Origin of the sequence: Alteromonas antoniana (genome assembly GCF_019249295.1) — a bacterium.
Classification (GTDB): domain Bacteria; phylum Pseudomonadota; class Gammaproteobacteria; order Enterobacterales; family Alteromonadaceae; genus Alteromonas; species Alteromonas antoniana.
The window spans coordinates 78,663-103,973 of record NZ_JAESDH010000003.1; the positions used below are offsets into that span (position 1 = coordinate 78,663).

31 protein-coding genes are annotated in these 25,311 nt (G+C 46.2%); 18 read left to right on the forward strand and 13 right to left on the reverse strand.

What is annotated here, in order from left to right; translation table 11 throughout:
• Nucleotides 1-11 precede the first annotated feature (11 nt).
• Complete coding sequence (locus JKP77_RS02985) at nucleotides 12-332, forward strand: hypothetical protein (protein WP_218309736.1); 321 nt, start codon at nucleotides 12-14, stop codon at nucleotides 330-332.
• Nucleotides 333-589: 257 nt separating this feature from the next.
• Here the strand turns inward: JKP77_RS02985 and JKP77_RS02990 are convergent, their stop codons facing one another.
• Nucleotides 590-880, reverse strand: coding sequence for a hypothetical protein (locus JKP77_RS02990; protein ID WP_218309737.1), 291 nt, complete (start codon nucleotides 878-880; stop codon nucleotides 590-592).
• 401 nt (nucleotides 881-1,281) lie between these two features.
• Between JKP77_RS02990 and JKP77_RS02995 the strand changes: the two genes are divergently transcribed.
• From JKP77_RS02995 to JKP77_RS03025, 7 genes are all read left to right on the forward strand, one after another.
• The gene (locus tag JKP77_RS02995; protein ID WP_218309738.1) at nucleotides 1,282-1,908 is read left to right on the forward strand and encodes a hypothetical protein; all 627 of its coding nucleotides are present in this window, start codon (nucleotides 1,282-1,284) and stop codon (nucleotides 1,906-1,908) included.
• Nucleotides 1,909-2,033: 125 nt separating this feature from the next.
• Entirely contained in the window at nucleotides 2,034-2,234 is a 201-nt protein-coding gene (locus tag JKP77_RS03000; protein WP_218309739.1) for a hypothetical protein, read from the forward strand.
• An 8-nt stretch (nucleotides 2,235-2,242) separates the two neighbouring features.
• A complete protein-coding gene (locus JKP77_RS03005; protein ID WP_218309740.1) occupies nucleotides 2,243-2,950 on the forward strand; it encodes a nucleotidyl transferase AbiEii/AbiGii toxin family protein in 708 nt (235 codons plus the stop codon).
• A gap of 177 nt (nucleotides 2,951-3,127) precedes the next feature.
• Nucleotides 3,128-3,577 (forward strand): hypothetical protein, encoded by a 450-nt coding sequence (locus JKP77_RS03010; RefSeq protein WP_218309741.1) that lies wholly within the window; start codon nucleotides 3,128-3,130, stop codon nucleotides 3,575-3,577.
• Nucleotides 3,574-3,825, forward strand: a complete 252-nt coding sequence (locus JKP77_RS03015; RefSeq protein ID WP_218309742.1) for a hypothetical protein — start codon at nucleotides 3,574-3,576, stop codon at nucleotides 3,823-3,825. The genes JKP77_RS03010 and JKP77_RS03015 overlap by 4 nt, the downstream gene beginning before the upstream one ends.
• Before the next feature lie 7 nt (nucleotides 3,826-3,832).
• Nucleotides 3,833-4,087 carry a hypothetical protein gene (locus tag JKP77_RS03020; protein WP_218309743.1) on the forward strand — a complete coding sequence of 85 codons (255 nt, stop codon included), beginning with the start codon at nucleotides 3,833-3,835 and terminating at the stop codon, nucleotides 4,085-4,087.
• A gap of 20 nt (nucleotides 4,088-4,107) precedes the next feature.
• Nucleotides 4,108-4,272 carry a hypothetical protein gene (locus JKP77_RS03025; RefSeq protein WP_218309744.1) on the forward strand — a complete coding sequence of 55 codons (165 nt, stop codon included), beginning with the start codon at nucleotides 4,108-4,110 and terminating at the stop codon, nucleotides 4,270-4,272.
• Nucleotides 4,273-4,651: 379 nt separating this feature from the next.
• Here JKP77_RS03025 and JKP77_RS03030 read toward each other — a convergent pair whose 3' ends face one another.
• Nucleotides 4,652-5,071, reverse strand: a complete 420-nt coding sequence (locus JKP77_RS03030) for a hypothetical protein (protein ID WP_218309745.1) — start codon at nucleotides 5,069-5,071, stop codon at nucleotides 4,652-4,654.
• A gap of 37 nt (nucleotides 5,072-5,108) precedes the next feature.
• Nucleotides 5,109-6,233: a hypothetical protein gene (locus JKP77_RS22215; RefSeq protein ID WP_246601057.1), complete on the reverse strand. Its 1,125-nt coding sequence runs from the start codon at nucleotides 6,231-6,233 to the stop codon at nucleotides 5,109-5,111.
• A gap of 327 nt (nucleotides 6,234-6,560) precedes the next feature.
• On the opposite strand from JKP77_RS22215, the gene JKP77_RS03040 reads away from it, so the two are divergent.
• From JKP77_RS03040 to JKP77_RS03050, 3 genes are all read left to right on the forward strand, one after another.
• The gene (locus JKP77_RS03040; RefSeq protein WP_218309746.1) at nucleotides 6,561-7,370 is read left to right on the forward strand and encodes a DUF6884 domain-containing protein; all 810 of its coding nucleotides are present in this window, start codon (nucleotides 6,561-6,563) and stop codon (nucleotides 7,368-7,370) included.
• A gap of 65 nt (nucleotides 7,371-7,435) precedes the next feature.
• On the forward strand, nucleotides 7,436-8,065 hold the full coding sequence (locus JKP77_RS03045; protein WP_218309747.1) for a hypothetical protein: 630 nt from the start codon (nucleotides 7,436-7,438) through the stop codon (nucleotides 8,063-8,065).
• Between the two features lie 107 nt (nucleotides 8,066-8,172).
• Entirely contained in the window at nucleotides 8,173-8,445 is a 273-nt protein-coding gene (locus JKP77_RS03050; protein WP_218309748.1) for a hypothetical protein, read from the forward strand.
• A 6-nt stretch (nucleotides 8,446-8,451) separates the two neighbouring features.
• Here JKP77_RS03050 and JKP77_RS03055 read toward each other — a convergent pair whose 3' ends face one another.
• Entirely contained in the window at nucleotides 8,452-9,036 is a 585-nt protein-coding gene (locus JKP77_RS03055; RefSeq protein ID WP_218309749.1) for a hypothetical protein, read from the reverse strand.
• 120 nt (nucleotides 9,037-9,156) lie between these two features.
• Between JKP77_RS03055 and JKP77_RS03060 the strand changes: the two genes are divergently transcribed.
• On the forward strand, nucleotides 9,157-10,521 hold the full coding sequence (locus JKP77_RS03060) for a hypothetical protein (RefSeq protein WP_218309750.1): 1,365 nt from the start codon (nucleotides 9,157-9,159) through the stop codon (nucleotides 10,519-10,521).
• A gap of 106 nt (nucleotides 10,522-10,627) precedes the next feature.
• Here JKP77_RS03060 and JKP77_RS03065 read toward each other — a convergent pair whose 3' ends face one another.
• Genes JKP77_RS03065 through JKP77_RS03075 form a run of 3 tightly spaced genes read right to left on the reverse strand, consistent with a single transcriptional unit; the run spans nucleotide 10,628 to nucleotide 13,153 of the window.
• Entirely contained in the window at nucleotides 10,628-10,906 is a 279-nt protein-coding gene (locus tag JKP77_RS03065) for a hypothetical protein (protein WP_218309751.1), read from the reverse strand.
• Nucleotides 10,903-12,096 carry a site-specific integrase gene (locus JKP77_RS03070; RefSeq protein WP_218309752.1) on the reverse strand — a complete coding sequence of 398 codons (1,194 nt, stop codon included), beginning with the start codon at nucleotides 12,094-12,096 and terminating at the stop codon, nucleotides 10,903-10,905. The genes JKP77_RS03065 and JKP77_RS03070 overlap by 4 nt, the downstream gene beginning before the upstream one ends.
• 46 nt (nucleotides 12,097-12,142) lie before the next feature.
• Complete coding sequence (locus JKP77_RS03075; RefSeq protein ID WP_218309753.1) at nucleotides 12,143-13,153, reverse strand: hypothetical protein; 1,011 nt, start codon at nucleotides 13,151-13,153, stop codon at nucleotides 12,143-12,145.
• Between the two features lie 375 nt (nucleotides 13,154-13,528).
• Here JKP77_RS03075 and JKP77_RS03080 point away from each other — a divergent pair, with 375 nt between their 5' ends.
• The gene (locus JKP77_RS03080; RefSeq protein ID WP_218309754.1) at nucleotides 13,529-14,008 is read left to right on the forward strand and encodes a hypothetical protein; all 480 of its coding nucleotides are present in this window, start codon (nucleotides 13,529-13,531) and stop codon (nucleotides 14,006-14,008) included.
• A 264-nt stretch (nucleotides 14,009-14,272) separates the two neighbouring features.
• On the opposite strand, the gene JKP77_RS03085 is transcribed toward JKP77_RS03080, so the two are convergent.
• Nucleotides 14,273-14,776, reverse strand: coding sequence for a DUF5983 family protein (locus tag JKP77_RS03085; protein ID WP_218309755.1), 504 nt, complete (start codon nucleotides 14,774-14,776; stop codon nucleotides 14,273-14,275).
• 151 nt (nucleotides 14,777-14,927) lie between these two features.
• Between JKP77_RS03085 and JKP77_RS03090 the strand changes: the two genes are divergently transcribed.
• The 3 genes from JKP77_RS03090 to JKP77_RS03100 all read left to right on the forward strand — a co-directional run bounded on the left by JKP77_RS03090 (nucleotide 14,928) and on the right by JKP77_RS03100 (nucleotide 19,290).
• On the forward strand, nucleotides 14,928-15,623 hold the full coding sequence (locus JKP77_RS03090; RefSeq protein WP_218309756.1) for a hypothetical protein: 696 nt from the start codon (nucleotides 14,928-14,930) through the stop codon (nucleotides 15,621-15,623).
• Between the two features lie 696 nt (nucleotides 15,624-16,319).
• On the forward strand, nucleotides 16,320-17,567 hold the full coding sequence (locus JKP77_RS03095) for a hypothetical protein (RefSeq protein ID WP_218309757.1): 1,248 nt from the start codon (nucleotides 16,320-16,322) through the stop codon (nucleotides 17,565-17,567).
• Nucleotide 17,568: 1 nt separating this feature from the next.
• Nucleotides 17,569-19,290, forward strand: a complete 1,722-nt coding sequence (locus JKP77_RS03100; RefSeq protein ID WP_218309758.1) for a S8 family peptidase — start codon at nucleotides 17,569-17,571, stop codon at nucleotides 19,288-19,290.
• A 159-nt stretch (nucleotides 19,291-19,449) separates the two neighbouring features.
• On the opposite strand, the gene JKP77_RS03105 is transcribed toward JKP77_RS03100, so the two are convergent.
• Nucleotides 19,450-19,773 (reverse strand): hypothetical protein, encoded by a 324-nt coding sequence (locus JKP77_RS03105; protein ID WP_218309759.1) that lies wholly within the window; start codon nucleotides 19,771-19,773, stop codon nucleotides 19,450-19,452.
• A 146-nt stretch (nucleotides 19,774-19,919) separates the two neighbouring features.
• On the opposite strand from JKP77_RS03105, the gene JKP77_RS03110 reads away from it, so the two are divergent.
• Nucleotides 19,920-20,477: a hypothetical protein gene (locus JKP77_RS03110; RefSeq protein ID WP_218309760.1), complete on the forward strand. Its 558-nt coding sequence runs from the start codon at nucleotides 19,920-19,922 to the stop codon at nucleotides 20,475-20,477.
• Nucleotides 20,478-20,537: 60 nt separating this feature from the next.
• A complete protein-coding gene (locus tag JKP77_RS03115) occupies nucleotides 20,538-21,533 on the forward strand; it encodes a hypothetical protein (protein WP_218309761.1) in 996 nt (331 codons plus the stop codon).
• Between the two features lie 4 nt (nucleotides 21,534-21,537).
• Here JKP77_RS03115 and JKP77_RS03120 read toward each other — a convergent pair whose 3' ends face one another.
• Genes JKP77_RS03120 through JKP77_RS03135 form a run of 4 tightly spaced genes read right to left on the reverse strand, consistent with a single transcriptional unit; the run spans nucleotide 21,538 to nucleotide 25,258 of the window.
• Nucleotides 21,538-21,786, reverse strand: a complete 249-nt coding sequence (locus tag JKP77_RS03120; RefSeq protein WP_218309762.1) for a hypothetical protein — start codon at nucleotides 21,784-21,786, stop codon at nucleotides 21,538-21,540.
• 13 nt (nucleotides 21,787-21,799) lie between these two features.
• Entirely contained in the window at nucleotides 21,800-23,461 is a 1,662-nt protein-coding gene (locus tag JKP77_RS03125) for a class I SAM-dependent methyltransferase (protein ID WP_218309763.1), read from the reverse strand.
• An 18-nt stretch (nucleotides 23,462-23,479) separates the two neighbouring features.
• A complete protein-coding gene (locus tag JKP77_RS03130; RefSeq protein ID WP_218309764.1) occupies nucleotides 23,480-24,949 on the reverse strand; it encodes a DNA cytosine methyltransferase in 1,470 nt (489 codons plus the stop codon).
• A gap of 9 nt (nucleotides 24,950-24,958) precedes the next feature.
• Nucleotides 24,959-25,258 (reverse strand): hypothetical protein, encoded by a 300-nt coding sequence (locus JKP77_RS03135; protein WP_218309765.1) that lies wholly within the window; start codon nucleotides 25,256-25,258, stop codon nucleotides 24,959-24,961.
• Nucleotides 25,259-25,311: the final 53 nt, after the last annotated feature.

Consider the following 25,311-nt stretch of genomic DNA (forward strand, 5'->3'; position numbering starts at 1 on the left):
TAGGCAATACAATGATAGAAGTTATAAAAATCGAAGAAAACAAATTTCGAGTAGTTCGAGGAAAATTGGTGGGTGAACTAAATGTAGATTGGACCACTAAAGATCTAACAACTTTACGAAGCCTAATCGAGGTTGGGTTAGCCTATAAAACTTCATTACCAACTCTACAAAAAGCCAAATATAAAAACTTAAAGGTACACGAGGGTGCAAATCATCTTGATGTTGTTGATCACAATGTTGGCACTTTAGGACTTCTAGTAGTAGAGGACCATTTTGTTGATGAGGAAGAATTAAGAAAGCGTAAAGCGCCCGTAATTAGTGCAAATCTGTAGATGGAAAAATCGATTATGGCACAACAGACTTTAGCTCAGGGGGCGGACCTGCTACAGAGTCGGTCAGTTGTATTGAGAATGGAAGTTGTAAGCCCATGCCACTATGATATTTTATTGCTATAAATAAGCTCCATTTCGGAGCTTATTTTCATTTCAGTATGACACTTTATTGTCAGTGCAGTGGAGCAGTCTGCCCAAATCGTAAAGCCTACAGAGCATTTCAGTTTGAAATTTTATTATTGCCCTACACCTACCCCTTAGCCTAGCGGGTCTGCCACTTCCTCTTGATACATTCTCGCAGCTTTTGCAGTGAGCTCTGAAAAATCAATCTCAAGTGCGTCGCATAAGTGCATCAAATCGCCCAAGAGATCGCTCATACCCTGCTCTACAGGCTCTGGATCCGGGCTTCCATACTGCTTGCTAACATAAGTGGAATACGCCGCCCATGCTGACCCGGCACGCGCTTCGTTAGCCTCTGCTGATTCGAAGTCATCTGAGAGTCCGTTAACTATTTTTGCGGCTTCTTGAATTGTCATTTCGTTTGACATGGTTTTCTCCAACCCCTGTGGGCCGAGGTGCGTCGTTGTTAATGCTTACACTACATTGTACGTACAATCATTGCAACAAAAAATTCCCACACTCTGTACAGGTGCAATCAGCTGGTTTTTCTCTACTATGAGATCACGACACTATCAACGAGAATTCGGCTATGCGCCTCCTTAGAATTATTAAATACAAACTGCTAAGGGTTAGCAGTCATGATCACCTATGCCGGATTGCGGATACCTGGGAGGATAGGTACAGAGCCCGAACCCTTGAGGTATACCGTTTGAATGAAAGTTACCGGCAAGTCTGCAATAAGTTGAAGCAATACGAAGATAGTAATATTATGCAAATAAAACAATAAGATAACACTTTCATTATTGGAATGGCTTTTTAAAGGAATAATATGCTTACTATGCTCGCTACTGCCCGCCAGCGCCCCACTTTGACCAGATTGATTACCAGCGCAGCGGCTTGTCTCTTCAGCGCGATTGTGTTTGCTGATACTCCTGGACCCGCAACAATATTGCTCAAAGCGGATACCGAGATCGACTATAACAGAACAAAGAAACTGATAGAGGGATATTGGGACCACGGAGTCATTGAGGAACATAAGTGGTCTCTTATGCGACTTGAAGAACAATATTGCAGCGAAGAAAATTTTCCGAGAGCTTCAGCAGACGCCATCAGAAATTCATTGAAAGATCTGCCATTCGGCAAGAGCTTCTTAACTCATGTGCCCCTTGGCCTTTTCGCATCGAAATATCCTGATAGCATAATCAAGCTTAACGAACTGGCTGACCGCCACCCCTCATTGAAAGAGGAATACCTCAAATCTCTGCGCACTTTTACAATTGCTGAAATCATAAATTCAGATGTCTCTAGAAGAACTCCCGAAGAAAAATGGGCAATGTCTCTGGAAGTCACTTACAATTGCTCGACAGCCATGACTGCACTTGGCTTTGCAGGAGAAAGCGAGTATTTTGAACAAGCGATTGATACAGCGATTGCTTTTATGGAATCCAGAATTTGATACAAAAGCCTGGCAAGCTCGTAGTATACTAGTAGAACCGGCGTATCACACTAAGTGACGCATTAGCGTAGCCGCATTCTGTGTGGTACAATTATTAAACAGTTTAAGCAGATGGTTATAGGCAAATGTTAGTTATCAATGACTATCCAGAGCTCAAAGGTATCTTTTGGGACTGGAACGACAATGAGATTGACGAAGAAACCGCTTTCGATTTAATTGAAAAGCGCTGGGCTTATATTGACCAAAATCACCTGACTCCGGTAGAAAACGACCTGCTTCACAAACTGGCCGATGACTACGGGCATGGTTACATGCTGGTGGCTTAGTTTTTTGAATGAAAGACCGCCACCACGCTGCCATCAAGTCCGCCCTATCTCAATTCAATACGCAATATCTCTACGACAACTGCATTTTGTTCGGCGGTGGCACGCGCATCGCGCTGGAACTCGATGAGTTCAGAAAATCTGTTGATATCGATTTCATCTGTCCGAATAAAGCAAGTTACCGGGCCGTAAGGACACAGGTAACCAATTCATCGTTTGGTAAGTTGGTTGACACTCCGCTCACTCTCCACAGAGATATCCGCGCTGACCGAGACGCGGTGAGGTCCATCATTGATGTCGATGGCATTACCATTAAGCTTGAGTTTGTCTCTTTCGACGACTATCAGTTGAAGCCACAACCCGACGTATTGTGGGGCGTCCCTGTCATTGATCGTGATAGCTGCTTTATCACCAAAATTCTGGCCAACGCAGACCGGTATCGCTCAGAGCCAAAGAAAGATATTGTCGATCTGTTGATGATGTTTCATTACTGGGGTGAGCCCTCTGAAGCTGCATGGGATGAAGTGGATGCGCACTACGGTCCTATTGCTGAAGAAAACCTCATCAATGCGCTGCAGGGTGTAGTTGATGTTCCTGACTATCTCCATAAAACCATAAAGGTTTGCGAGATGGATGCAGATTCAGAAAAGAAGCTAATTTCATTAGCACAGCATTGGCTCCAACACCTTTGCCAGAGCAACGCCTCTCCTGCCCCCTAAAACCGTATATCAAAGCAAAGCGCTTACCCTCCCCTTGCACAACCTATAAGCACGGGAAGGCTCCTTTACGTCCGACAATATGGCAGCGAATGTTGGGGATGAGAAGGAATGCGCACCTTGACACTGTTATGCATAACGCATATATTGTACGCAAAGTTTAGTGCGGAAAATACACTTATGAACAAGCAAAACCAACTGTCTCGATTGAAAGCTGCAGGTGTCAGCCCTGCTACGTTAAAAAATGTCTCAAGCCTGAAGAAAGCCTCCCATGTCGCGGTGATGGTAGATAATGTCCCGGTCGTTCTGACAGGGCCAGCCCTTGACGAACATTCCTTCTCTGAAGCACTCAGGCTTCGTGACCAGCAGGACTTTGTCAGTGCGCTGCGAAATGCCGGTCACTCCGGCGCTATTACTGTCAGAACAATTGCCGGGAAAGATATAGATTGGAAAGTTCCACTCCATGCTATTGCGGTAAGCAACCCCGGAAAAGTTGAAATGGGTGGCGAAGAAAGTGAAGTGGTCTGGTTGTTTCCACAAGAGACCCACGCTGGCCTTCCCACCTTTTGCTGCATTCACTCTGAAGTAGAATCCATTGCCACCAGTTTCCAGAGGAAAAAAGCATCATGAGCATGATAAGCCAAATCGTAGTCTTTGATTCTGAACATGTCTGGGGGATGGGCGAGACCGAAGAGCTGGCAAAAATAGATGCCAGAACCTGGTACAAGGAGTCAGATTCTGACTTTGATGCGGATCTCCAGTCCGGAGTCCTAAAAATTGCCCCGGCAAGCGAGTACCTCGTGAAGCTGGTGAATGAAAAAGGCGGTGAAGCCGTCAAACCAGTCGTGCAGGCTGGCATCGCGACAGTCAGGAGTTAGCATAAGAATGGTTTTTAAGCACCTTGCGTTATTGCCGTTGTATAAAAAGGGCGTGAAAAAGGGGTACATCAAGTCAGTCCAAAGAGATGGCCAGATAGCCTGGTTCATTACAAAAGATGCTCCTCAGAAATACCGCGACTTGGGACAGCACCTGTCTGGTATTTTAAGCACGCTTTACGGAATCACCTCCATGTTAAAGCTCATGTGTGCTTCGATGGCAATCCTGTTAGTCGGTGAATATTTAGGCTGGATTCAGCTGTAGAGGTAACAATGTACGAGGAAATGACGAACCACCGCTTTACAGATGATGACATCGAGCTTGCAGAAGCTAATGAGGAAACTATTGTGATTTTTGCCAGAGAAACGTCTTACCCGGCATTGAGAAGGGAAGATGTAGTGGCTTTAGCTCGACACTTTCAGTTAACTCAAGACGAAATCACAAGGTAATTGTACGTAGTCCAGTGGCAACTACTGACTTGTAAATTTGGTGAAAACCGTTTCACCGCGTCGGTGCGGAATTTTCTTGAATTAACAGAGCAAAAGCGTGCCGCACAGCCACATTGGCTAAAAAACCCATGGAGGTAAACACAGCGATGATAGACCTACGCCCTACTTCGTCAGAAAAACAGAGATTGGCTAAGTGTAGCGGCCTGACATGCTATTCCCTTTGACCTGACTTTATCCGTGCTTTCCGACCCACAATCATTGACTCTATCCAGTGTCGTCGGCTCACATTAAGTGACAATGAACCCACATTATTTGATACTGGGACTGATTTCATCGAGTTCGGCTCACAATAAATGACACTAACGCCTTTGAATCCCATTTAAAGGACGAAGGCGCTGGGATTGGATATATAATCGTTCCACCTTGTTATAACTAGCTCTAAATCACGCTCATATTTTTCATTTTCATCTTGCATAAGGTGTTGAACCCCGATAGCTAGCTCTGTTTCTAATATGTCTTTTGAATCTGAGCTTACTTTTTTACCTTGTTCAATTTGAGCAAAAAACACGGCCATTGCGACATAGACGGTATATCTAACATTTGGAAGTTGAAAATCTCTATGTAATGCAGTGAAGATTACTCTTAGAACCTGGAAGTCGTCATTCGGCAAGTATCTTTCGAGCCTGTTCATAGTCCTAGAGCCAGCGGTCAACAAGTCTTGATTTTCAGTTCCCCAGTACTCTGAGAATTCTGCACGATCTTCATTGTCAAGATAGAAAAGTGGTTCGTTTTCAGGCATATCTTAATATTCCTTAATTGGTGTAACTCTTAATGTATTAAATTGGGAGTCCTGCTTCTCGCATTTCAGCCGTCATTTCCTTTGCTCTACTTGGCTCTAACCCACCAGAGAAAAGCTTTCTGATTTCGGCTGGTCGGTACCGGAATTGTTCAGCAATGACCCGCTCATTGTAGCCGTGCCTGATTAAGGTCGGTTCAATTTCATCAATTCGACTGGAAAGCGTTTCTTCCAACAGTTCTACGTTAATGGGCTTTACGCCGACGGCGTATGCTTCTTCTAAAGCCAATGTAAGGTGTTGTTCGACCTGAAGAGGGGTTGTGAGATGTTCAGCTAGATAATCAACCGCCTGGTCTTCGATAACGTCTTTGGGTTTTACATTATCATTTGTGCATTTATCCAATAGCCAATGGATATAGTCACGCAATATTCCTTGGGAGGCATCCAGGGACATAGTGACGGTGCGGTAGCCGACTTCTTCCATTGTAGGCGATTTGAGGTCGTTTCTTAGTTTGGGGTGTCCGGCCAGAACAATAGAAAGCTTGCCGCCGCCTTCATGTATCACTTCCATTAGGCGCTTCAAGCCAGTGAGAGTGCGATGGTGCAAATCAAGCAACATGGATGGAACCGGATAATCCTTGCCGGAAAAGTTTTTATACCAATTGTGATGCAAGCTCGAAAGATTGTCGTGCTGCGTTAATGTTTCATCGCTTACAGGCTCACCATAGCGAGATAGCGATGAATCCACCCCTGCTCGGAGCCAGCGCATATAGTTGGTACGTTGCACGTGTCGTGCCCAGTAGTATCGCCAAGTTGGCACAAGCACATGGCCCAGTGCAAATATGATTAAGCCATAGAAAAGCTTATCTTCCCAGATTGAGTAAGACTTTTTGCTATCGGGCTGTGTTGGTGTCGTTTCAACCTGATTCGCATCAGGCGTACTTTCTTCTGTCTCTTTGGGCTTGATTAAAGAGTTGGGATCTTGAGAAGATACAGAATCGCCTGACGGTGCAGAATCACCAGCTTCAGTTTCGATTTGTGTTTTTTGTTGAGATTGCGTTGCCAGAGCAACAGGATTGAGAACAGCGCTCCCCGCTAAAAGGACCGCAATGGAGAGCGGTGTTAAACCAGACGTGGACCTACCATAGTTGTTTCTCCTAAACATTCGTTACCTTCCAAGTATAAGTATAAGCCTGTCTAAATACAAGTCGATTTGTAGCTCTCTACTGTCAGCCCCCGCTGGGATGGCCCTGCAACCGTCAGAAGCTTGAAGAGAAGGCATGTGTGTGCGCCGCTCCCTCACCGAATAAGTAAATATTATATATACATAAAGGCCGTTTGTATAGCCCTTTTGTGGCTCGAAAACCAACTTACGCACATTCAGAAGAGCATTAATACGTAAATATAATAATTACACTTGATAACACACCCAATAGGTGTATTATTATGCAAAAGGCAACTCCTACTGCCGTAACATACATCGCGAGGTTATATGAAAAAGCACATCCCGCTTGTGGTGATCCCATGCACAGCAAAAAAGAATTCTTGTTTCTGTCCGGCTATTGATATGTACCAAGGTACCGGGTATCGCTCTGTAGTCTTGGCCTCTGGAGCAAGGCGTGGCATCGATTACAACTTGGCGTTTCTATCTGCAGAGTATGGCCTTGTAATGGCTGACCAATATATTCACCCCTATGAGCGAAAGCTTCAAAAGCGGGATGTTACAGGTTTTGTGGAAGAACACGCCGCATCGTTTGAAATTACGCTCACCCAGTGCTCGCCCAGCGAGATTGTAGCTTGCCTGCCTAAGCTCTACGCATACGCATTTTCTCAGCTTATTGAAAGCACCGAATTCGACAAGTCTGTTAAGTATCCGCCCGAAGGCGCGGGGATCGGAACGCAGAGAGGCTTTTTAAAGAGCCACCTCGAAGACTTTCGGGAGGTATCATTCCCGGTATGGTGTATGTTTCGGCAGCATGATGGCAAAGAGCTGATAACTGCCAGGTTAAAGCTTACTCCGGGGGATCGTTTTAGGCCGTGGCTGAGAAACGACCCAGAAACATTAACCCCTGAGCTGGGCTCCCTACGCACGCTAATTGCCATTGACCGTTCAAATAAAAGCTTAAAAGCGATTGATGAAAAAGGAAACAAGTGGTGCCCCAGCGCCATCTGGTTCGGGTTAAGTGATGAGGAGAAGTCGGAAATTAGAAGATACGCCAAATTGGACCGTGATACCGAGTCGCGGGAGGAAATCGAGGTGTATCTCTCAACTATACGAGAAGGTTTGAAATTAGCAGCCTAATAGAGGCAATCCGTTCAACAGTTGAACACGGGCTACTCCTACAGCCCTTTTTCTGCGAGGCAATCATGAGTAAATCACAGCTTGAGGCTTTCAAATTAGTTCAGTCCACACCGGAGTCCGCAATTCTTGAAATAAGAGGTTTTGGCACTCTGAAATTAGCACGCGATGACACTAACGTCTCCGTGTCGATATTTGATTTTGTCGACGACCACCCGCTACTTCACCAAACTGTCATGGTAGAGGAGGCATTGCCCGGTTATGAAGTTGCAGTTAGCCGGTTAATCACCGGTTTTCTTCCGCAATCAGTCAATGACGCTTGGATAGAAGAGCAATTTCGTCTAAGGCAGACGCCCGATGAAGCTGCGAGGAACTGGTATCTGAAAGAGCCTTTGATGTTAAGTCGACTGTTACCACTGAAAGGTACCTTTGCAGAATATCTTTCTAACGACGATGACTTCGTCCAGCCTTACTATCCATTGACAGAAACGCAGCGCCAGGCGCTAGTTCTTCGAAAGGCTGACTTCTTCCTTGCCCCGGGCGGTCGCGTTGTCAGTTATGGAGCTCATGGAGCTGAGCCAGTATTAATGCCGGTGGCTTCGCCCCTCGCTGCTCGCCTTAAAAAGGACAACAAAGAAATCATAGCAAGGATGGACAATCATCATGACCAACGTGATAATCCGTCAGGGAAGGAGTAAAGGTGCGCAGCGGGCTCCTACACACGCTGCGCTGCCAACCAGCCGCGAGGCAAAATGATTGGCGAACTCATGATACCAAAATTCGGCAGGTTGTGGAGAGATTATCATTGGATATTGAAACGCGAAATTACGCACTTTACTGTCGCATACGAAAGAAAGCTGGCGCTAGCCAAGCTGAGTGGGCCAAGCTCTACAGCCTTGGTTCCAAATCTGTGCAGCAAATAGTCAGCGCAAAAGAGCGAGAAGAAAAAGCCGTGAATAATGCAGAGGCATTGGCTGCCTCTTTGCTTAGCTATCTTATTGATGAAGGGTACGATGTTAAGGGCATGACATTCGACGAGTATGGAAATATTAGTTTCATACCGGAAAAGTCTCCGTGAACTTCGTTAAAGCCCCACCACTAAATCGTGAGCTCTTCTGGGGCAATACCCCTGGTAGGAACAAATTCGGCTAGGTCCAAGCTGGTGGTACTTAACACGAGGGTTATAAGAAAATTTTAGGGGGAAGAATACCTTAAGTGTTCTCATCTCAACCGTGCCGCTACCCACCAGCGTGTTAAGCGTGAGCCCTCCCAAATCGGGTAGTGCGGCCATCCTACTCTTGTAAGAGACGATGGGCTTATCATCACCGAGAAATCCTCTCAGAGTCTGCATTGCAACGCTCCCCTGAGGCACCAAATCACAATCTACGAAATAACGACAGTCATCTTCATAAATAGTGGCATGCTGCAGATACATACCGAATCTCTGCTTTTCAGAACGGCACGAAAACTCAACGTCAGGAAAATTATTGCTGACTAATATCTCAAAGGCATTTTGACCACCGAACGTAGCGTCGCCCCGGTAATTGGTTTCTGCTATTGGCTTTTTACCTTCTGGCTGTACCAGATACACGGTTTCCTGAATTACAGAGAATTCACTGTGTGGGATCCCTTCATCGAAGTCACCTGTTCTCCAAGAAATCATTGTCATAACGCCGCCATTTTGCATAAGTTAGATATTTTGTGCATACAATTGTATTATAGTGGAACTTGAACAACAAGATTTGAAACAGAAGGCTCAGGCTTTCGTTGCCATCTACGGAAACATCAGATGCATATGATAAATGACCAGGTTGCCGCAGAGTTAACCGATAAAATTCAGAACCCCCTTTCATTAACCCCCGCGCAGGCTTTGTCAGGTAAATTCCCGATTGGCAGTGTACTCTTCGTGGATAAAAGCACCGTGAGCGCGGCACTGGGGGATAAATATTTTTCAGAAAGCTATTTGTGCATTGGCCGGGATGATGATTCGCAGCCTATCTTGCTCGCTATCAATGAAGAAGAAGATGTCGTCAGAGCCATTAACCTGGACGAAGCTTTAAGTGGTGTGAAGTCAGCAAAGGTAATTCCGCTGCACTCGGGTCACGAAGATCCGACCGTCCAGAAAATCATCATGCGTCAAGCGGAAAGGTCTAAAGCCGAACTACCAGGTAAGCGTGTCTCCCACTACCAGTTAAGCGAGGATAAATACATTCAGGCTTTTGCCTATGTTGCCAGTACCGTAGCTACAGCTTCTTTGATGAAACTAATGGATGCAAATGACGTTGCTCCCTCAGCGACCGAACTCTTTCAACAGGTAACGACAGCCCCGGATCTTTCCAATGCAGCAACATTAGTCGGCGCTGCTGCCATGCTCTACGTTGGAAAAAAATTGCTCTCCGGTACCACGGCAAAGCTGCTTCGCAAAGCATCATCAATAATTGCTGAGCGTCGGGACTGGGCAGAGAATGCGCAATCTTTTGCACTTCGCGCTGGCTCGAAATTCGAAAGTTTTCTGAAACAGACTCATGAAAAAGGGATTCCTCTTGTAAGCGGCATAACCAAAAGCCTTTGGGAACACATGTATACCGACAAGTACATGGTTGATCCCAATCGGTATACCACCTGCAAAGCGATTAACGAATTCCTTGAAGGTGTTAACCCGGCTGCAGGGAAAACATTAAAAACCCACATGGATGATGAATCACAACGCATAATGCCCCCCTCCCGCTTGTATGCAGCTCTCACTAAGCTTGAGGGTTTTGGAAAGCCAGTTGAGATTATCACGAATGGTAGCCTCTCTGGGAACATTGCCACCGCCGTTAACGCGACTTCGACGGCAGTCGGGAGAAAGGCAGGACGCCTGGTCAATGCCATCAAGTCCGCAGGGAAAAAGCAATTAACTGGGACCGGCTCCTCAGTCACCGTTCACAAGATCGAAGATGATCAGGGTACCATGTTACAGCTAATTGACTCTCAAACCGGAATATCCCAAGTCGTACTCGATCACCGTGAGGTAAGTAATATGTTCGAACCGGTTGAGCTATCTAACGACAGTAGCCTAACCAGAAAGTTAAGAGACCACTACCTAATCGGAGAAGATGAAACCGTTGAAGTAGTCACCAGCAATCATTGCGGTAACCGTATGGCGCCATGATTCAGCGCCGCCCAAAGGGCTGAGGGCTAAGCCGACAATAGTATTTGTCCTAAGTGTGCCTCTGATCAAGACCGGAACAATCGGAGCGATTAATTCGAAAAAGTAGTTAAAGGGTAAAGTGATGATACAGTTCCTGAATTCTTTCCACTAACTGCTTATTTTTCTCTCTTTCAGCTTGTAGCTCTTGCTGTAGGCTTTTTTCTTTGGCGGAGCTTCCAAAATGTTGAAGTGCCTTTATCAAAGACGCTAATTCCGGGTACCGATTAAAAATTGTCGCGTGCGAGAGACCACAGTCTTCAGCTATCCCTTTCACAGAGAGTTCTTTCCCACTTTTGCCTCTTTCTTCAATAGCATCTACAAGCTTTTGGTAGGTTTCACTCTTCACGCCGAGTCTCCTTTCCTAAATAAGGCCGCTTTAAAAACAGGGTGGCCAAGCACAGTGTCTGTATTGAAGTTGGCCTCGAAGTAGCGATTTAAACTCTGGTCCCGATTTATACCCAGATGATTTTTTAACATAGATTTCATTTTGTCCATTGGTGTGCCGTCCATACCATTTATCAAAGCAGCGACGTGCAACTTTCTGAATGTATCAAATGACACTTTGTTTTCTGCGCTGGGCTTCATTATTTTATTTATCTGCGATGCCACATTCGTAATAGAGCCTTTATTCAACGCTTCTCCAGAGCGATTAATGAATAATGGTGCGTTCCTTTCGTGCGGGTATTTTTCTTTATACGCTGTAAGCCGGAATATTCTCTCCGGAGTGTGCTTATAAGCCACCAGCTCGCGCATGAGCTCACAAGGTACCACGACCTGTCTTTTTTGAGCCTCCCCACATTCAATTACCGCACCTTGCTGTTCATAAGCAGGCTTTGTGATGTCTGTTTCCTTTATTGAAACGATATCGGAGGCGTTTAGGCCAGCTTGAAGTGCGAGTTTTACCCATAAACCCGCTGATACGGGCAGTTTATTACATGCTTTTAGGAGCGCATTGACATCAATACTCTGCTCAGCTGAATCGCCTCTAGGGGCGGCCTTTTGGGCATTAAACGAAGAATGCTTTAAGCTCCTTATCAGTGCCTGAACCACATCCGGTTGTTCAACTGGCTTATCCATCAGAGAGTCACGTACCCTGCCCTCATCAGCCGCCCATCGATAGAATTGGCGAACATGCGCTATGTATAACTTTGCGCTCTGATCCTTGATTCTGCCTTTGGCCACTCTACTTGAGATATAATCGCAATACCTAGCATATGGAACCCATTCACCGGCATCACTTGATAGTGAAACCGAATAGATACCTGGAACGTTGTCAACCGTCTCAAGCCAATCCAGGAAGCGAAGCAGCGTTCTCGCTTTTCCAAGCAAAGAGCTCTCGGTTAACTGCCGTCCATTCGCCAGGCTCAACAAAAATTCATTGAGTTCGAGGGCATCGTAAAATCTGGCTTCGCTGAAAAGCAGGGGCATCTTGGCATCAACGCTGGCTCGCTCAAACTGCAATTCAGGCAATCCGTTCCGCGCATCCACAGCTGACACTCGACCAGTACGAACATTACCCTTTATAAGTGTTCCCACAATGACTCCTTACACTGGGGCCGAGACCCCAGTAGCTGATCGCACGTTAACGAATAATCGATTCCACGGTTTCCCGAGAGACGCTTGCAATGTGCTTTTGTAGAATCGCCAACTCCCCTACCGGTAACGCTGGAGAAATTGAAATAACATCGACAGCTTGAAGAGGCTTCTCCGCATCCAACACTGACATCGATAATTTGGTTATGTTTTCTGTAGTTCGCTCATTCGGATCGAGTGGCAGCAAAAACTTGTGCTCAAACCTTCCTAATTTTGTCGGAGCCTTTACAGTTAATAGCACCGTCTCGTGTTTCGCTGGTGGAAAAGGCTTTCTTTCTAACGCTACTCGATGCTTAACTTCATCCAACGCTTTTGTAGATTTACCGATATAGATAAGAGCTTCCCCGATCAGTCTCTGGGTAATTGGTGTAGGCTCAGCCCCGGCAGCTTCTACCCGGCTACGTAGCACCAGTTCAGAGCATTCTAAAAGCTCCTGATAAGTAAGTTTGCCGAGACTTGAAGTGACGAGCGCGTCGGCGAGTGAGAACAAGCGAATAAAGTCATCGTGCTCACCGTCATAGTCCTGGGTCACCTCTGGTATCGCCTTTTCTCGCGCTTCAATGATGGCTTCTTGTAATGGCCACTTGATCATATTCAATTGCTCTGACCATCTCTCAAGCTCTGAATCAAGGCAGCCTTCTTCAAACGCGCTGAATACGTCTTCCACATCCAAGCTGTAAATATCACCATCACCCACTGTACGGCTTAGCAATTCCCCATTTGGCAGAATATTAAAAGAGCGGTATCCGGACTCAAAGCCTTCCCCTTCCCCATGGTTGCTTACATAGGGGATCCGAAGACGAATTAACTCGTTTTCCCATTCCGGAAGCGAACCGTACTTTCTATCACCGAGGTCCTTAAACACAAAGTTTTCACGCCCTTCCCAGTGCTTTTCCGGAATGCCTAGCTTGGCTGCAAGTGATTCCCCATCGTCATTTTTTTTGAATAACCTGTCGTGGTCTCTTTTAAGTATTTCAATATCTACAGTTGCAAAACTCATGTGTTACCTCGCGTTAGGATTATTAGGCGGTAGGAGTCGCCATTTCAGTTAAATCATAACATGGTGTAACAATTAGTCAATATGCATTTAGCGCATCTAAGCGTAATCCCAAAAATCGACATGCTCTATCGATAGCTCTCTGATAGACCAATGGCCGTTAACTCGAAATATGCCTTTTGAAAACGTCGCTTTCAGTAGGATCGCTGGAGGCTTTGTCATTAAGAGGACTTCGGTTCCCTCTTCGGGGGGATCAATCGTATTCATGAGATGACATATAAATTCAAATCTGGATTTAACCAAAATGTATGGTTCAGGCGTTGACCTGACTGTAGAAGTGAGGAAAGTATAGCAAGAATGTTCGTATTGGAGATACTGATGAGTAGCGCATCCGAAAACACCTGGTATCACGGCACAAGCAACCCTCACTTTACAGGGTGGAAGGGCATTACCGGCATAGATGGTATTGAGGGGGCAATGTGCTTATCCAAGAGCTCAAACGTAGCCAGAAGATATGGAGAGGTGTGGAAAGTACACAAATCAACCGAAGCCCTTCCAAAAATCAGTCTAAAAGACTGGCTTGAAAGCAACCTCCCTGAGTCAAACTCATCGTTTGTAGTAACCGGTGATGAGAGCTACGACTTTCCCGTGGATATGTTGATTCTTCGTTCACCAGAGGGTGTCGAATTCGAAAAGGTAGAGAACCTTCGGGAGTTGGATGATGGGCTGGCCTACAAGCATGATCCGGACAGCGAGTCAGACAGGCAATTCGAGCTATACGTAAGGGACCATTATGACAGTGATGTTGATGCCTGGCATGAAGAGAATGATGCCGCCGTAGTTCATATGCAGCCATAATTGAATACAACACCAAAGAGGAAGTGTGTCATGGAAGTTACAGAAGTAATTGCTACAAATGTAGTAGTCGAATGCCCTAACTGTAAACAGCGCCTTAGTGGTTTCTACGGAGATCCAAGAGGGCATCAATTCACTTGTGAATTCTGTACCCAAGTGTTCTCTATTCATAGTGAAGCAGACATCGAGATGAGATAGTAGCTGTCAAAGGACGTTAGCAGTACGCGCCGCAACGTTTTCGCTGCGGCGAGGTTCTATTTAACCCTCCTAATGCTCAAACAGGGGATAGTCACCAAAAGGCTCAGCATCAGTGTCAAACTCTATTAGTCGGCATCCACCAGCCAGAACGTCAGACATTAGCGACCGCAAGGTGGTACTCGCACCAGGGTAATGATTACTGGTAGGTTCATTGTAAAGTTTCACGAAAAAGCCTGTCTGACGCATCGAGACCATGTTGCAAGACGGATCCTTTGCCATGAAGGTGAGCAGTTCCACGTCATTAACAGTTAAATTTGTGGTTGATATCCCGATAGCGGCATATTTCTCTCCCGATGCGCTTACTTCAGCAACTGTCTCATGTTTTGCGGGAAGCTCTTCTCCCTTAAATATCACCTCACCTTCAAGCAAGTGGCCAGTGACAGCCATAACGGCTTTTGAGTCAGCCACTTCGTTTTCGAGCCAGCTCATAGCATCTTTTACAGTCGCAGCCGTTGCGTGCAAAAAGAAAAGTTTGCCATCTTCGGCTTGTTGACCAATTACAGTAAATTTCATAGTTACCTCGCTTTTTAGAGTAGGAGCACCGTTTCCGGTAGAGAGTTAACAATATAACAAAGTAACATTAAGTCAATATGTATTTAGCGTTTACATTGGGTTATTTGTACTCTAATATGCATAACGAATTTAATAGCTCCTACAGGTATAAATGATGTCAAAGCAATTACAACCACACGAATTAGCGGAACTGGTAACTACTCTACTCACAAACCCAGGTGCAATTGGTGAACTGGATACAGAATCCCAGCACATCGACTTTTTTCGAGACATCGGCGAGGTCGTTGCTCAATATTGCGGGGGACAGGTAAATGGGGTAGGTAAAGCTGACGACCTGCAAAACTACCTGAGTAATACTAATACCAGCCAGCCGATGCTTTCGGTTTCACCGAGCGATAGCCTCCCCAGCCTAGAGCGTAATGTATGGGCATACCATGACCCTGAAGGATGGATTGGAGAAGAGCCCCCTGAGCTAGATGCAGGCGACCCCATGACAGAGTTTGAGCGCTCTTTAGCCCGGTCAAAAATGCAAGTTGCGCTGGTGGCCATCTCTCACAAATCATCAGTGAGACCTCACAGAGTCGAGTATGAAGTTGCGGATACGACTGTTGCCCCACAGCGAGATGTCGACGGCGTATTACGGGGCTCCCACATTCTCAACTGTGAATTTGCAAACCATGCGGAAATCAATCTCAGAGATAAACATCTGGCAAATTCATTAAACCTAAAACTTGAAGTCAGTGCCGGACTCCCAACCTTAACAGTAGGGGCAGCGAATGAACCAAGTAATTTTCAGATAGTTGCTAAAAATGGAGAACTACACATCTCCTCCGAGCGACAGCCTTAACCTCAACCCAGTCCGCACTTTTGACAGGAAGTACGCGACCTTTCCATTAGCCAAGGAGTATAAAACCATGGACATCGAAACTATCACGGTAATAGCAACCGTATCCTGTGCTATTTACGCCGCCTTAACGTTCCATAAGAAGAAAGAGGCGGAGAATCAACCAACACCGGAACCTTCCGTCCCTGAGCCTGACATCACGCTATCTCAGAGGATAATTAAGGGACTACGCGGGGAGAATATACCGTTGAAGTCACGGTCCAGAATGCCACCAGCTTACCTATTAAGCTTACTGAGCTTACGATGTCAGGTGAATACGAAGATAGATCCGGTGGAGAAACCAATTTTGTATGCAATCTAGGCACGCAGAATTTCCTGGGCAGAAACTGCACGCTGGACTCCAAGCAGCCTGTGATCTCCGGGACTGGCCATGTATCGCCTAAACTAAGTTTCACAGCTGATCCCCAAATAGTTCAGCGACTCGTATTTAGAGTGCAAGCTAAAGCCGGTGTCAGTGGCGGACCTGACAAGATGTTCTATTCTCCTGAATTCAAAGAGTACATTGTCTGAAAACCAGATGGGATGATTAAGGAAGAGTCGGACTAAATTCTCGGCAACCCGCGACTACCTTTCCAAGTTAGAGCACGTTAATATGCACCACTATTAACACTTGTGCATAAAACTTGAGAGGTAATACGAATGCAATTCCAGTCTCTGCGGCCTATACTTTTGTTGGTCGCGACCACCGTGTATGGGTGTGGGGGCGGCTCTAATGGGGAGTCCGCTCCAAAAACGCCCCCCCTCCCCACACTGAATATTGAAATCACTCCTGTTAACAGTATCGCTGAAAACCAGAGCGAGACATTTACGTTTTCTGTTTCAGGTGCACAAGGTGATCCTTCTATCACGATCACTTCTGATTACCCCGGCCTTTCAGTCTCGCATGATTTGGCAGGCAATACTGGAAGTGGCCAATTGTCACTTGGCCAGATCAATAATAACGGTTCTGCTAATGTCACGGTGACCGTGACAGACGAAAAATCTCGCTCAAGCAGCGACTCATTCGAAGTGTTTTTAGACAACACGTCTGGTCTTGAGTTTTCACTGGCCCAAACCACGTTTTCGTTAAGAGAACATGAGGAGCTGCTAATACCGGTAAACTTGATGGGCGCCGAAGGAAACGTATCGATTGATGTCACTACTCACGCAGAAGAGCAGCTGGGTGATGCACTTACAGTAGGGCTTGAGAGTTCAGAGCAAGCCACTCAACTCCGAGTCGGGCTCTCTGAGATCTTGGTCGCTGGTGGAAGCGCAACACTTTCTCTTTCTGCGACGGATGACGTTAGCCAGGTATCGAATCCCGGCTCTGGCCAAAGAGAATCCGATATTTCTCTGGAGATAAGTTTGAGTAATAGCTCTGGCGATACAATGGTATCTGATGCGAGAACGCTAGGAAATTTACTTCCCTCATTAACAAACCTACCAGAAATAGAGCTTTACACCCGACTGCTTGAGGTAGCTCTTATTTCAGATCCCGCTCTGGAGCGAGCTAGCTTCACACAACCCAGTGATCTCACCATTACTTCACTTGACGAACAAACCATGACAATGGCAGAAGACCTTCAAAGTGAAATCGCCTTTTACGAATCCGGGGAAGGGGATGAGACCACTCTTGGCCAAGCTATCAATGCCACTCTGAGTCAGGCACAAGACTTGTTTTTGCCCACTAACAACGCACTGGATAACCTGGTTACCGCAACAAATGGCATGATCCGGAGTATCCCTCTTTCTCTTTATTTGGACGTAGAAAACGAAACTTTGTCGCAACTCATCGGAAATACCGCCATTGGTCTTTACGAAGACGACGAATGGACATTTTCAGAACCTTTCGATTTTCTCCATCCAATTGCTTTTCCAGAAACAGAAAACTGTGAGAGAGGCCAATAACATGTATAAATCAATCTTAATAGCCATCTTTGGTGCGGTCCTCTCCTCGACGACATTTGCCAGTGAGCCAGAGTCTGTGCGTCTTGTTTTGTCACACGCACCGTTAGTTGAGCAGCAAAATCAGCAATTCAATCGCGATGGTGCAATCTGTGTTAATGAGAATGGTCACTCTTGGTGCTTACCCAAGCCAGCACAGACCAACGCCATCTTGTCGCATCCTGCGGACCTGGCGCAAAAGAGCGCTCACAAAGTAATTACGCTGGAGAGCTTCGGCCTTAAAGCGGATGAAGTCGCAAAAATACTCAATCAACAGCAATCAACATGGTTGGTTGAGCCCGATATTGTAATCCACTCCACCAGCACAATTCCCAACGACCCGGAACTCAACTCACAAAGTTACTATCAATCACTGGAGCATTTGCCTGGCGGTCTGAATGTTTTTGAGATGTGGGAGAATCATGACACGCTTTCCGGAAATAGCCCTTCTGGAATTGACTTAGTAATTGCGGATTCAAGCTTCTTCGAAAGCCCTGAAATTGAGTATACGGGGAGATCTTTCGTAACAACGCCTGTAGATGGTGTACCTCAACGCCCCAATGACAATTATAGCCCGAGACCAGAGTCGGTTGACCAAGGGTTATGTAATGGCCACGGTCTGGGTGTTGCGACTATTGCAGCTGGGGTTGAGGATAACGACATTATGGGAGCTGGCGTTGTGCAAAATGCTACTGTCCATGCAATGCGCGTGATGGATTGTGGTACGGGCGTACTATCCGACCTTGCTACAATGTTGGATTGGTTGGCAGGAGAGACGGTAGAAGGCGTATCCCCATATGAGGGCAACCCTGGCATCGTGAACATGTCTCTTGGCGGGCTGGGTTCTGACACCTGCCCTACCTACATGCAAAGTGCCATCAATAAGGCCAAGGACGCAGGTTTTATTTTAATCGCAGCAGCTGGCAACTCGACTCTGACAGATCCAAACTTTTATCCCGCCGATTGTGACGGTGTAATTGCAGTTGGAGCAATTGATGAAGACTCGGGCCTGCTTACCGAGTTTACGAACCGCGGGCAATTTATTGATTATGTAGCACCAGGCATGTTCATTCTGGGTGCCTGCAATGAGAATGATCCCAACCCATGCTGGTGGGAAGGAACATCAGCAAGCACACCGTTGATTTCTGGCGTCATTGCCGCAGTAGTACAAGAACTGGGAGTGGGCTCCGACATCGTTGAGCTGGCCCTAAGCCTTTCCTCTTCCGCTGCCACTCTTGAGACGGACTGCAAAGGTGCTACCTGTGGAAATGGCCTACCTGATGCGGCGTTGTTTTCCAAATATGCGTTCGAGCTTCAAAACGGCATGATTGGGAAAGTCGACTACTTAATAAATAACCTCGACGAGTGCCAGCAGGACTGGGCAGTAAAGTATTTCGGCGACCGTGCTCCGTTATGCTCAATCGTGCAGCTCACTTTCCTACAAAATAAGCAGCTCGATGCTGGTGAATACATTCAGCTCCTGTCTAGAGCACCTGAAAGCTCAGGCTGGGAAAATGAAACGGTAACGCTGGTGGACGAATATCCAGACTCACAAGTCACCGTCACAGAAATCGACACAGCGCTAAACTATGGATTTAAGATTTGTGACGCTGATGGTTCTTGTTCCAAAACAATTACCATGGACACATCAGGAATTACCGAGACCCCGAGGGCATGTACTGATTGATAGGCAAAAAAAAGCCCGCCAACATGTTGGCGGGCGAAGCCTCTCAGGTCAAGCCGATTACCGAGGAAATGCCCAGGGAGAACGCCATCCGTGGCGAGGATTTGAACAATGATGAGAATATACACATTATATATATTTTTTGCAACATTCAATGGAAACTTATGTCCACTGCTCTAAAACAGATGGTTGACTAATTTTCACCTCCTTCGACTCTGGGCAGTAAGTACCAATCTCCACGAAATCAGTTTTTTCAGCAACCAGAAAGGCTGTTGTCGGATAGCGTTGCAGGCCACGTCCAGCCGCTATCTCGCATTTATCCTCAAATGATTCAAGGTTGCACGCACCGTGAATATTACCCTCGTAATACACCAGCACACTTTCTTCCATGCCTTCTGGCTCGCCCATACTAACAATTGCACTACCCTGCTTGATTACCTGCGATGGATACGAACCTTCGCGAGGAACTAATACAGCTAAATTCATAAGACGTTTTCCCTCATATATTGTACGTACAATATATCAAACCCAAAAAGATAAAACAAGTTTTGCTTATGATAACTATGTTATGCATAATTAACGCGTACTAATGAATCATTTATCTTTATTTGGATATAACAGAAGTAACGACAATGCCAAAGAATAAATGGACCTATGACGCCATCCACAAATCTGCTTTGCAACACGAACACAAAAATGACTGGCTTAAAGCAGAGCCTCGCGCATATCATGCTGCACACCGGCGAAACATCATACTGGAAGTTACTGCTCATATGAGCAACCCAAGTAGGGTCTGGACAATATCGAAATGTCAGGCTGAAGCTTCTAAGTACTGGACGACAAAAGAGTGGAAAGATTGTCATAAACCTTCTTATCGGGCAGCGAAACGCTACCGCTGGATAACAGTCTGCAAGCCGTTCCTCAAGAGTAATCGAGAAAAGTTATCTCGCGAAATGTGCCTGGAGATAGCAAAGGTTTATGTCAGTGAGAGAGAGTTCAGACAACATCATTTAGAAGTTTACGAATATGCTGTCGAGAACGGAATCTATCCGGAATGTCGCGCTCTGATCACAGGAGAGCCCGTGAGCCAAACTAAAGTGGCGAAACCCCAGTCACCTGATAAAAAAATACAGTCTTTCAATGAACACCTCCAGCAATTCGCATTACGAAGTGTTAACGCCAGAATTTGACTTCATCAGCGGTTAATATAGACTCCTTACATTATGCATAAATAATAGTAATTGTTCATAATGTACGGAATTACCATCACAGGAAAACTTGGGACTAAGGGCCTTGAAAAGATTGATGACATCGATCGAGAGCTACTGCTAAAAGCCACTGAAAACACCACGGCAATGGCAAAGCCTGAATTCAGGTTTAATACGCAAGTGGTCCAGCAAGAACAGCTTCATATTCACGTTGAAGCCTCAACACTCAAAGACATCGATAGCGTTTTCGATAACCTGGTCCCCTACTTAGCTGAAACCCTGGAAAAAGGCGAAAGTACCTGTGCAGATTACTTTGGCCCTCTGATCGCTTACTCTGACTCTGAGGAAGGCGAATGGGTGCCTAGTTCTGAGCGCAGGAAGCGAATTCTAGCAGCCTACGACAAGATCCAAAGTGGCCAGAACATCTATTCATTTGAGGAAAGCTATTATTTATCGCTACTCAAGAAAAATGCATCCACTCTGGGCATGTTCAAAGCATTGCAGTTTCTCAGGTTCGCTGAACACTCTTTGCGTCTGGGCGATGAAGCGTTCAGGACAAACTGGTTTCAGTCGTTTAAGAATGCTGATGGCGCCAAAAGTATTTTTCCGGCCTTAACACTGGAGGCGTGTACGCTTTTCGAGTGTGATATGGAATTTGCGGAGCTCGCAACAGAAGAGATTGCAGATGCTTATGATGAACTTGAGGAACTAATGGCAATGACCGGGAATATGGTCGAGCTTGAAGACGAACAAGCCAAGGCCGGTTACAGCTTTATCATACAACGAATGTTAGATAAAAACGTTAAATTTGAGCAGCATTTGTTGTTTCAACTGGTTTTAAGTAGCAACAACTTCATGAGCGATGATCGCGAACTACTATCATCTTGCCTGGCAGTACATGACGTGCCTTTAATTTTTGATTTGTGGAAGAAGCAATTTCCACAGAAGAACACCTCTCAGTTTGATGTAAACACTGAAAAAATAGCCGACGCTGTCGAATACGGTTCCGACAACGCCGCCCGATTCGGGATCCGTTGACCGCCTATACTTCCACCACCTGCATAGTTGAGAGGCTGTACAATGACAAGTCAGCCTCACTACCAAATTGGATCTTCTGCCCTAACAGCTTGAGCATCTCGCTCTCATCCATATCATCCAGTTGATGGCGGGACGTGACACGGTATTCTTGTGCTTCTCCCAACTCTTCTACTATCACCATGTATTCATTAAGCTGCTTCGAGTCGACATTTTCCGAAGCATTATCAATATTCACCAACTTGTTATCTTTCATAATTGCCTCACTGTTAACGTTTATTATTTCTGCGGTTTCTGAATGTTAGTCTTACCATCTCAATCGAAATGCCAGGGAAAGAATTCTGAGGAATATCACTGTAGGTTAGCCCTGGATGTTGCTTCTGCAGTTTGATAGCGGTTGCTTTTGGCGCTATCGAGGCAAGTACACCATCTTTGCTCAGCAACCCAATGGCGGCATTGATATGCAACTCGGCGCGGCCCAAACTAAAGGGAGGGTTCATGCAAATACCATCAAAAGTAACGCCTGCACAGCTCTGCTTTTCAGCCCACTTGAGAAAGTCCGCCTCTACAACATTTTCCATACCTTTCTTTTTTAGGATTTGGCAATTAAGGCTACTGACGTCAACGCAGGTCACATCCCCTTTAAGATGCACAGCGATGTTGCCCTGCCCGGCCTCTGGCTCAAGCAAGCGATCACCTGGCAGCCCCGTCAGCAATTTGACTAGCTCCAACGCTTCATTTTCCGGTGTGGGGTAATACTGATGGGACACCTTATCCGGTAGCAATCCTGTTCGGTGAATTGTTTTAATGACAGGGAGCACGTCATAATCGAATTTGTAAGTTACATGCCCTGTTTTCTCACCACCAATGGCTTGAAGTATGTCGTCACACTTTCTCAATTGATGCTTATCCATATTATAAGTGCCACGGAGTTCATACACTCCCGGAATAACTTTACCGTAACCTCTGTGCGAGGATAAAAATTCCCGACTTTCGGTCAGCTCTCGAAGGCATTTTAAAATATCGAACGGTACCAGCTGCATCGTTAGATTGAATGACTTCACTTTTGCTTTTGGTTTCTGTCGAAACTCAGGGGGGATGGCCCGAGGATACAGGAATGCTAAAATTTCATTGAGTTGCCAGGCGACGTCCGGATCTACCACCAAGTGCGCTGTGCCCTTTTTGAATACTTTAATCCGCATTGCCCCCCCATCTATTTCATGCCATTCACCTGGATAGGGAACGAGATCTCGAATCAGGTCATAGGTTCCAATGTTATGAAGCTTAAGGTTTTCTTCACTGGCTCTTTCACCATGCATAAAGCGTGAAACGACAATACGCAAATCGGTCAAGTATCCGCACATCTCTGAATCTGGGTAAGAATCTGAGTGGATTCCACTTATGATCATGCGTGCTCTGAATCCTTGCGGGACGTTTGTAAGATGTTGCGAGCTTAAATTGCGGAACGCGCCGTCCACGCGTTCGGCAACAAACTGGTCCCTCTCTCTGAGAAGAGTTATCAAGCTACTAATGACGTTCTCTTCGGTGAACTCAGGGAAGTCGAGGCTTTCTATTGATTCGTTCCATTCTGAGCGGCGCTTCTGAGGCATGTGAACTTCAACATCCGTCAATGCCATGGCTTGTTTCCAATACTTTTGATCAAGCAATAGCAGAGCTTTCTTTATATCAGCTTGAGAAAAGCTGCTGTTCAAAGAAGATTCTCTTTGCGGAAGGCCAGACTTAAGAAGTAAATCAGCGGACTCCTGGAAGGCGAACGATTGAACGGCTTTGTAAGTTTCATTCAATGATTTCTTACTGACCTCATAACGCCATAATAATTGCTCCACCTTAGATTTTGATGGTGTGCTAAAAGCCCTGCTAATAGATTGTGGCAGTGACGATTGTATATTTAACGCTAGTGCTGAACTCATTGTATTTTTAATCCTTTTCTACGCGCTCATTGACAGGCTGTTGTTCGCCGGCTGTTGGCATAATTGAGGTAAATTGGCGCTAAAGAGCCTTTCTGCCAGAACAGGTGGAACTGCGTTCCCTACTCGTGCAACTTGCTTCGTTTTGCTGATTTTCTTTCCTTCGGTGTCATGCTCAATTTGAAAGTCGGCAGGGAAACCCGAGGCGCTATAGAGTTCTCTGGGGAGTAACATCCGCATGTGAATATCTACCAATACCGCTCCATGGATTGTTATGTACGGCTTGCGTTCAAGTGGGACCTGGCCACCGATTTCCTCTGACGCGTCTTCGAACATTCTCGCTATACACCACGCGTTGTAGCGCTCCTCATCGGTAAGAGCTATCCCTTTTACGACTGTAGTGTTTACCAAGGCATGGTGATCAACCGTCGTAATGGTGTCGAGTGGTGCGCTCAGTGGTAACCCAGCGCCGCTATAGTTCCCCCCATAGTGCTTAACAATGTTTGCCATGACTGCCCAGTCTCCCTGCGCACTCCAATTCTCTGACGCTTTTAGGGAAAGGTTGCACACACAATGCTTGATACCACCAGCGACAAATGTACCAAACGGTTCACGAGCATCCTGAGATCTTGGGACCTGTCCGGGCCTTTCGCCATAGCCTCGCTGAACAACAAAGGGGGCACGATCTTCAATGACAAACCTTTTTATGCCTCTGACAATCCGCTTTAATGTGTTAAGTACAATGGGTCGAGGCCTGCCGAGTATGCTGGTTGTCGGTGCCTGCCAATCTATATGCCTGAAGCTTGCTTCATAGGGCAGCTTATTAACCCTTTCCACTTGTGCGGACTGATATGGTGCGTGCGTCGGGGTCGGCCACACAATGGCTTTTCCATCGCAGCGAGCAACCAGAAACAATCGCTTTCTTTTTGTCGCAGCACCAAAATCAGCAGCTATTAGCACTTTGGTCTCGACACGGTAACCATGCTTTTTCAAGGCATTGACGAACGACTGGAATGTTTGCCCAGCTCGCTGTTTGCAAGGCATTCCATCCTCTAACAGCGGTCCCCAGCTCTTAAACTCTTCGACGTTTTCCAGAAAAATGACGTCAGGTCGAGCCGTAGCGGCCCACCTAACAGCGACCCACGCTAGACCGCGGATCTCCTTTTTCTTGGGCTTGCCGTTTTTACATTTAGAAAAATGACGACAATCCGGAGAGAACCACGCTGCAGCGACATGCCGCCCCTGAGTAGCTTTCCGCGGGCAGATATCCCAAACGCTTTCGCAATAGTGAAAAGTTCCTGGATGATTTGCTTCATGCATAGCAATAGCATCAGTGTCATGGTTTATAGCTATATCGACACTGCGCCCCAGCGCATTGGCCATGCCCAGTGATGCGCCACCAGCTCCTGCAAAGTTATCTACGATAAGCGGTTGATCTAACAGTGCAGATGGCGAGTTTGCGGTGTCTTGATATTCAATTAGTGCTGACATTGGAAGGCCTCAAAATGACAGTATTGCTGAGTCAGCACTTTGAGGGCCGGTACCAATAAAGCGAGAATGTAATCCACTTAACAGTTCAAGGCCGATTTCAGTAGGGTGATCAGAAAAATGCCCTCGGCTCATGAGGCGCTTGATATGGTGCTTATCGCCGTACATAGAATCCATATTGAATCCATCAGCACCCCGACGCTCTGGTTTACCCACTGAGTAAAGACGGCCTTCCGAGTCGACGTAGATGTCCCAGTTGGCTGTTCCAACAAATGCTTTTTTCAGCTGACTCAAATCAAATTTAAACTTCATGACGATATCCAGCCCCAGAAAAGTCGAGGCGCACCTTTATTTCAACTCAATAT